Consider the following 6,874-nt stretch of genomic DNA (forward strand, 5'->3'; position numbering starts at 1 on the left):
ACCCGCAGCTTGCCGCGTTCCAAGTAGGCACGATTGACGTCGGTGATCTCGAGCTCGCCGCGTGCGGAGGGCTTCAGGTTCGCTGCGATCTCGACGACGTCCTGGTCGTAGAAATAAAGCCCGGTCACCGCCCAGTTCGAGCGCGGCTGTGCCGGCTTCTCCTCGATCGAGCGCGCGACCTGATCGGAATCGAACTCGACGACGCCATAACGCTCAGGATCGCTGACCTGATAGGCGAACACGGTGGCGCCCTCCGGATGCTGCGCAGCATTCTGCAGCAGAGGGATCAGGTCGTGGCCGTAGAACAAATTGTCGCCGAGCACCAAAGCGGACGGCTGGCCGGCCACGAAATCGGCGCCGATGACGAATGCCTGCGCCAGCCCTTCGGGCTTCGGCTGCTCGGCATAGCTGAACGACATGCCCCACGAGGCGCCGTCGCCAAGCAGTTGCTGGAATCGCGGCAGATCGGCCGGCGTCGAGATCACCAGGATGTCGCGGATGCCGGCCATCATCAGCGTGGCCAGCGGATAATAGATCAGCGGTTTGTCGTAGATCGGCATCAACTGCTTCGATACCGCGGCCGTCATCGGATGCAGCCTTGTTCCGCTGCCACCAGCCAGAATGATACCTTTGGTGATCATGTCAGTTTGCGTCCTGCGCTAGCAGCCGCTCGATACACGGCTGCAGCGATTGCCGCCAGTGCGGCAGCCGAATGCCGTGAGCGGCGGCGAGCGCCGAGCCGTCGAGCCTGGAATTCGCCGGCCGCCGGGCGGGGGTCGGATACTCCGTGGTCGGAATCGGGATCACTTTCGCGGATGGTCCGCCGGCTGCTCGTGATGCGGCGAAAATCGCTTCGGCGAACTCGGCCCAGGTGGCGGTCCCGTCCGCAGTCATGTGGAAGATGCCGCGCAAATCGGAACGTGTTGGCTCCGCCAGCAGATTCCGGACGACGCCCAGCACCCCGTCGGCGATATCGAGCGCGCTGGTCGGGGAGCCGACCTGATCGCAGACCACCCGCACCTCATCGCGCTGCCGGGCCAGGGCCAGCATGGTGCGGACGAAATTCTTGCCGAACGGGCCATATACCCAGGAGGTCCGCAACACCGCGTAATCAGCAGCTGCTTCCGCCACGGCGTGCTCGCCGGCGAGCTTGCTGGCGCCATAGACGCTGAGCGGGTTGGTCGTATCGGTTTCGCGATACGGTCGCTCGCCGGTGCCGTCGAACACGTAGTCGGTCGATAGCTGCACAATTGGCACACTGAGTTTTGCGGCCGCGCGAGCGACGGCGCCTGCGCCCTCCGCATTGACCGCATAAGCGAGGTCGGGCTCGCTTTCGGCCTGATCAACGGCCGTGTAGGCCGCGGCGTTGACGATCGCGTCCGGCTTGCGTGCGATCAATGCTGTTTCGATCTCGCTCGGGCGCGTCAGGTCAATCTCCGGCCGGGCCAGGAGGATGATCTCGGCATTTGTGCCCGCAGCGCGCTCCTGGAGCGCCTGCGCGACCTGACCGTGACGGCCAGTAACGACGATCCGCATCGCGCTACTCGAAATAGTTCGGCAGTGATGCGAAAGCTGGCAATTTCAGATCCTTGTCCGACAGCACTGCCTGATCGGCAGAGACAGGCCAACTCACGGCAAGATCGGGATCGTTCCAGGCGATGCCGAGATCATGCGGCGGCGAATAGTAGTTGGTCACCTTGTAGGCTACCACCGTGTCGGGCTCGAGCGTGCAGAAGCCGTGGGCGAAGCCGATCGGAATCAGCAACTGCTTGCCGTCCTCGGCGGACAATTCCTCGGCGACCCACCGGCCATAGGTCGGCGATGAACGGCGCAAATCGACTGCGACGTCCAGGATGCGGCCCTTCGCGACGCGCACCAGCTTGTCCTGCGCAAACGGCGCGCTCTGGAAATGCAGCCCGCGAACGGTGCCGACTGCCGCCGAAATCGATTGGTTGTCCTGGACGAATTCGAGCGCAATACCGTGATCGACGAAGCGCTGCCTGTTGTAGGTTTCGGAAAACGTGCCCCGCGAATCCGCGAATGCTCTCGGCGTGATAATCTTCACCGCCTCGATCGCGGTGGACGTCACTGTCAGCATGACCCTGTTGTTGCTCCGTTCGCCGTTAGACCGCCACGCCGAGGCGCTCGCCGCGGTACACCCCTGAACGGACCCGCTCCCACCAGGTCCGATTGTCGAGATACCACTGCACGGTCTGACGCAGGCCATCGTCGAAAGTGTAGCGCGCACGCCATCCGAGCTCGCGCTCGACCTTGCGGGCATCGATCGCGTAGCGGGCGTCGTGACCGGGGCGGTCGGTGACGAAGCTGATCAGCTTTGCCCGTGATCCGATCGACGCATCGGGTGCGAGTTCATCGAGCAGGCGGCAGATCGCCTGCACGACTTCGAGGTTGGTGCGCTCGTTGCGTCCGCCGATATTGTAGCTTTCGCCGATCTCGCCCCGCTCGGCGGCGAGCAGCAGCGCGTCGGCGTGATCCTCGACGTGCAGCCAGTCGCGAACGTTCGCCCCCGTGCCGTACACCGGGATCGCTTCGCCGTGCAGCGCCTTGATGATCGCCAGCGGGATCAGCTTCTCGGGGAAATGATAGGGGCCGTAATTGTTGGAGCAGTTGGTGATCACCACCGGCAGGCCGTAGGTGTGGTGCCAAGCTCGCACCAGATGGTCCGACCCCGCCTTCGAGGCGGAGTAGGGCGATTTCGGTTGGTACGGCGTGTCTTCCCGGAACAGTCCTTCGGCACCAAGCGAACCGAACACCTCGTCGGTGGAGATGTGGTGAAAGCGGAAGCCGGACTTGCGGGCCGGCGGCAGGGAGCGCCAATGCGCCAGCGCCGCCTGCAGCAGCGAATAGGTGCCGACGATGTTGGTCTGGATGAAGTCGCCGGGACCGTCGATCGAGCGGTCGACATGGCTCTCCGCGGCAAGATGCATCACCACATCGGGCGAAAACTCCTCGAACAGCAGCCGCATGGTGCCCTGTTCGACGATGTCGGCACGGACGAACCGGAAGCGCGGATCGTCCGACACCGGCGCCAGGGAATCGAGATTGCCCGCATAAGTCAGCTTGTCGACCACCAGCACCTCGTGCCGGGTGGTCCCGATCAGCCGCCGGACCACCGCAGAGCCGATGAAGCCGGCTCCGCCGGTGACGAGAAAGCGCTTTGTCATCAATATCCTGGAGCGTCGTTGCGGGCGCAATCTAGCCTTGGACCAGAACCTTGTCATTGGCCGGTTTGGGCAGCAGATCCGCCTGAGACGGCTTCCGATGCTTACCGCCCAGGGTCTGTTCGCACCTTCACTGCGAGCTGGTCACCGACGCCCGTTCCTACCGCGGAACTTCCGTCTGTTGCGGCACGGTATGTTCACGGAAAAGTTGCCGATTTCATGGTTCCGACCGCCCATCTGATGCAAATCCGTCGCATTCGTGATTGACAATTTCTGCGTTGCGATAGACTAAAGTTTGCAGTGCCACGCCCCTCGCTGCGGGGCCGCCGCGGGAGCCGCGAATGCTCCCGTTCAGATGGCAGCGGTCCAGGCAGAGGAGCAGCGCCTTGAGTTTCCTGAAGAAAGCCTTCTACCAAATCCCCGTCATCGGCTGGCTGGTGAAGGATGCCGCGCATGGCAGCCCGGAGGCGCCGTACTTCTTCCTGTTCAATGCCGTCGTGGTCGGCGCCGCGTTGATCTACACCTTTGGCTATCCGCTGGTGATCACCGTCGCGGTGGCCGGCGCGTTCGCCGGGATCGCTGGCCTGGTGGTGCTGACCGCTGGCGATGCTTTCGACAAGCGCGCCAAGCAGCCCGCAACCGACGTCCGCCGCGCCAAGACGGCGACGGTTCGGCCGCTCAAGAAGGCTGCCTGATCGGCATCTTGTCTCACCGGCGGCTTTCGTCAGTGCAGCTTCCGAAATTCAAAAAACCCGGCAGGTCCAACCTGCCGGGTTTTTTCATGGTCGCATCTGTTCGGTTCAGGCCTGCCCTTGCGAAGGCTTACGCCGCTTCGTCGCGGTAGTGATACCAGCGATATAGCATGCGCTGGCCGATCCGGCGGAACGGCGAGAAGCTGTGGGTCGGCAGCGGCGAGGTGAAGATCGGCAGGTCCTGGCCCTTGAAGCGCTGTCCGGCGATCATCTGCGCCATGCGGCGCCCGGCCTGGGCCGAATACGACACGCCGTTGCCGCCATAGCCGAGTGCGTAGACCAGCTTCTGCGCCGGATCGGGCTGGAAGATTCGCGGCATCATGTCGTGGCTGACGTCGACCCAGCCCCACCACGAGTAATCGATCTCGATGCCTTGCAGCGCCGGGAATTTGCGATGCAGGCCGTCGATCAGGAGCTGCAGGTGCTTGGGATGATCGGCGTCGGCGCCGGTGATCGAGGAACGGCTGCCGATCTGGATGCGGTTGTCCGGCAGCAGCCTGTAGTAATAACGAAGCGTGCGGGTATCGGTCAGCACTAGCTTGGTCTTGAAGCCGGTGGCTTCGAGCTCGGCCGGAGTCAGCGGCCGAGTGACGATCGAGTTCGACAGGATCGGCATGCAGCGGCCGCGCAGCAGCGGCGTCAGTCCAGGCGCCGTGTAGGCGCCGGTGGCGATGCCGACCGCGCGCGCTTTCACGGTGCCGCCCGGAGTGCGGAGATAGAACGCGCCGCCGCGGTGTTCGATCTCGATCACCGGACTGCCCGGATGCACGGTGGCGCCGAGGTCGCGGGCCATCTGCTGATAGCCGAAGGCGAGTTTGGCCGGATGAACGCCGGTGCCGCGGGGCTCCAGCGTCGCGCCGACTGCCTCGGCCTCGTTGACGTAGTCGCGGCGCAGCTCGTCGGCGGAGATCACCTTGGTGGGCTCGCCGAACACCTCGCTCAGCACCTTGGCTTCGGCCGCAATTTTCTCGAAGTTGCGCGGGCGATGCGCAATATAGAGATGGCCGCCGCGTTGTGGTTCGCTGTCGATCGGGCTCTGGCGGATCAGCTCTTCGAACGTCTCGAAGCCGTCGCTGACTTCGGCGTGCAGCTTCAGAGCGATATCGCGGCCCCAACGCTCGATCCATTGCGAGCGCGTCAACCGGCCGGCGGCATTCTGGCCCTGGCCGCCGTTGCGCGTGCTGCAGCCCCAGGCAACGCGATTGGCTTCGAGCACCGCGGCCTTGATGCCATGTTCGCGTGCGAGGAATACGGCGGACGCCAGGCCGGTGAAACCGGAGCCGACGATCGCCACATCGACATCGGTGTCACGGCTGATCGGGCCGTCATCTTCGGGTAGCGGACCGCAGGTCGCGGTCCAGTAGGTCGGCGCGTAGTCGCGGTTGCGACCGGGGCCTTCACTCACCAGCGGATCGTAATGCGGATCGTAGGCGGCGAGCGGCGGGGTCTTCACGGGCTTGTTCATGCCGATGCCCCCGCGGCCGGCAGCACCGGGCGATCCTTGCGGAAGGCGCTCTTGCTGAAGATCTTGTCGCCGCGGAAGCCGAACAGATCGACGCCCTCGGCCTCGATCTTGCCGCCGTCCTTGGTGGTGGCGCGGAAGATCCACTCGGAGATGCCGCGATCGCCGAACACGGCGTGGCGGGTGCACTCCCAGCTCACATCCGGAAACGTCGTGAAGGTCGTCTCGAACGCAGCGCGGACATCGGCGGTGCCGACGATGCGGCGACCGCAGGCCTCGGGTCCGGCCGCGACATCGAACACGATGTCGTCGGTCATCGCGGCCATCACCGCGGCGCCGTCGTGGCGGTTGAACGCGTCGAAGAGCTGATGCAGCGTCTGCAATCGCTGAGTATCGAGATCGGACATGTCGATTCCATCGTGGTGGGCGCGCGAGCGTTTCCGTGATTGATGCGGACCCGCCGGCAGCTTCATGCAAAGCGTGTCACGAGCCGCCGCAGGTGCCTTAGAACCAGATGGCGCGGTCTCGGCGGACCAGACGCGAAGCGCTGGCGTCTGGCCCAATGGCTTGGACCGCGCTGGACCTTCGCGGCGGACGCCGGATCGCCAAGGTGATGCGATGATCAACATCGCCACCCGCATCAATCCCGCCATTGCCCCCGCCGTGACGGAGGTGATCTCGCAACTCCAAGCCCGTCACCTGATCGGCAACACGCTGGTGCCGTCCGTCGGCGGTGCCACGCTCGACGTCATCGATCCTGCAACCGGGCAAGTGATCGGCAAGGCGCCGGCCGCGACCGGCGACGATGTCGCTGGCGCGGTGGAAGCGGCGTCCGCAGCGTTTCCGGGATGGGCAGCGACGCCGGCGCGCCAGCGCGGCAAGCTGATAGCGGCTGCGGCGAGCGCAATCGCTGAACGGAGCGACGTGATCGCCACCGTGCTGGCGCTGGAAACCGGCAAGGCGATCCGTACCGAGTGCCGCGGCGAGGTTGCGACCGCGATCGATATCACCACGATGTATGCAGGCCTCGCGTCGGAACTGAAGGGCGAGACGCTGCCGTTCGATCCGCAGATCCTCACCTACACCAGCCGCGAGCCGCTCGGCGTCGTCGCCGCGATTCTGCCGTGGAACGTGCCGCTGGTGCTGATGATGCTGAAGATCGCCCCGGCGCTGGTGGCGGGCAACACCGTGGTGGTGAAAGCCTCCGAAGAGGCGCCGTACGCGACCATCGAAATGGCCCGGCTGATGGCGAAGCTGCTGCCCGACGGCGTGCTCAACGTGATCTGCGGCACCGGCCGCGACTGCGGCGCGGCGCTGGTCGAGCATCCGGCGGTTGCCAAGGTGACCTTCACCGGCTCGCAGGCGGTCGGCGAGCTGATCTATCAGATGGCGGCGAAGAAGATCATTCCGGTTAGCCTGGAACTCGGCGGCAAGAGCCCGATGATCGTCTAGCCCGACGCCGACCTTGCCCGGGTCGT

Annotated in this window: 8 protein-coding genes; 2 read left to right on the top strand and 6 right to left on the bottom strand. The window is 64.9% G+C overall.

Annotation, left to right across the window (positions count from 1 at the left end):
• From rfbA to rfbB, 4 genes are all read right to left on the bottom strand, one after another.
• A partial coding sequence (rfbA, locus tag DYI24_RS17900; RefSeq protein ID WP_164573262.1) for a glucose-1-phosphate thymidylyltransferase RfbA occupies nt 1-641 on the bottom strand: 641 nt, incomplete at its 3' end.
• A gap of 1 nt (nt 642) precedes the next feature.
• Complete coding sequence (gene rfbD / locus DYI24_RS17905; RefSeq protein WP_164573263.1) at nt 643-1,536, bottom strand: dTDP-4-dehydrorhamnose reductase; 894 nt, start codon at nt 1,534-1,536, stop codon at nt 643-645.
• Between the two features lie 4 nt (nt 1,537-1,540).
• Nucleotides 1,541-2,098 (bottom strand): dTDP-4-dehydrorhamnose 3,5-epimerase, encoded by a 558-nt coding sequence (rfbC, locus tag DYI24_RS17910; protein ID WP_164573264.1) that lies wholly within the window; start codon nt 2,096-2,098, stop codon nt 1,541-1,543.
• A gap of 25 nt (nt 2,099-2,123) precedes the next feature.
• The gene (rfbB, locus tag DYI24_RS17915; protein WP_164573265.1) at nt 2,124-3,185 is read right to left on the bottom strand and encodes a dTDP-glucose 4,6-dehydratase; all 1,062 of its coding nucleotides are present in this window, start codon (nt 3,183-3,185) and stop codon (nt 2,124-2,126) included.
• Between the two features lie 383 nt (nt 3,186-3,568).
• On the opposite strand from rfbB, the gene DYI24_RS17920 reads away from it, so the two are divergent.
• Complete coding sequence (locus DYI24_RS17920; protein WP_179906238.1) at nt 3,569-3,877, top strand: hypothetical protein; 309 nt, start codon at nt 3,569-3,571, stop codon at nt 3,875-3,877.
• Between the two features lie 127 nt (nt 3,878-4,004).
• On the opposite strand, the gene DYI24_RS17925 is transcribed toward DYI24_RS17920, so the two are convergent.
• Together DYI24_RS17925 and DYI24_RS17930 are read right to left on the bottom strand one after the other, a co-directional pair.
• Nucleotides 4,005-5,399, bottom strand: a complete 1,395-nt coding sequence (locus DYI24_RS17925) for an NAD(P)/FAD-dependent oxidoreductase (protein WP_107342370.1) — start codon at nt 5,397-5,399, stop codon at nt 4,005-4,007.
• Nucleotides 5,396-5,803, bottom strand: coding sequence for a nuclear transport factor 2 family protein (locus DYI24_RS17930; RefSeq protein WP_164573266.1), 408 nt, complete (start codon nt 5,801-5,803; stop codon nt 5,396-5,398). Before DYI24_RS17930 ends, DYI24_RS17925 begins: the two co-directional genes overlap by 4 nt.
• A 211-nt stretch (nt 5,804-6,014) precedes the next feature.
• Between DYI24_RS17930 and DYI24_RS17935 the strand changes: the two genes are divergently transcribed.
• Nucleotides 6,015-6,848 carry an aldehyde dehydrogenase family protein gene (locus tag DYI24_RS17935; protein WP_246701291.1) on the top strand — a complete coding sequence of 278 codons (834 nt, stop codon included), beginning with the start codon at nt 6,015-6,017 and terminating at the stop codon, nt 6,846-6,848.
• Nucleotides 6,849-6,874: the final 26 nt, after the last annotated feature.

Origin of the sequence: Rhodopseudomonas sp. BR0C11, from assembly GCF_010820945.1 — a bacterium.
GTDB lineage: Bacteria > Pseudomonadota > Alphaproteobacteria > Rhizobiales > Xanthobacteraceae > Rhodopseudomonas > Rhodopseudomonas palustris_H.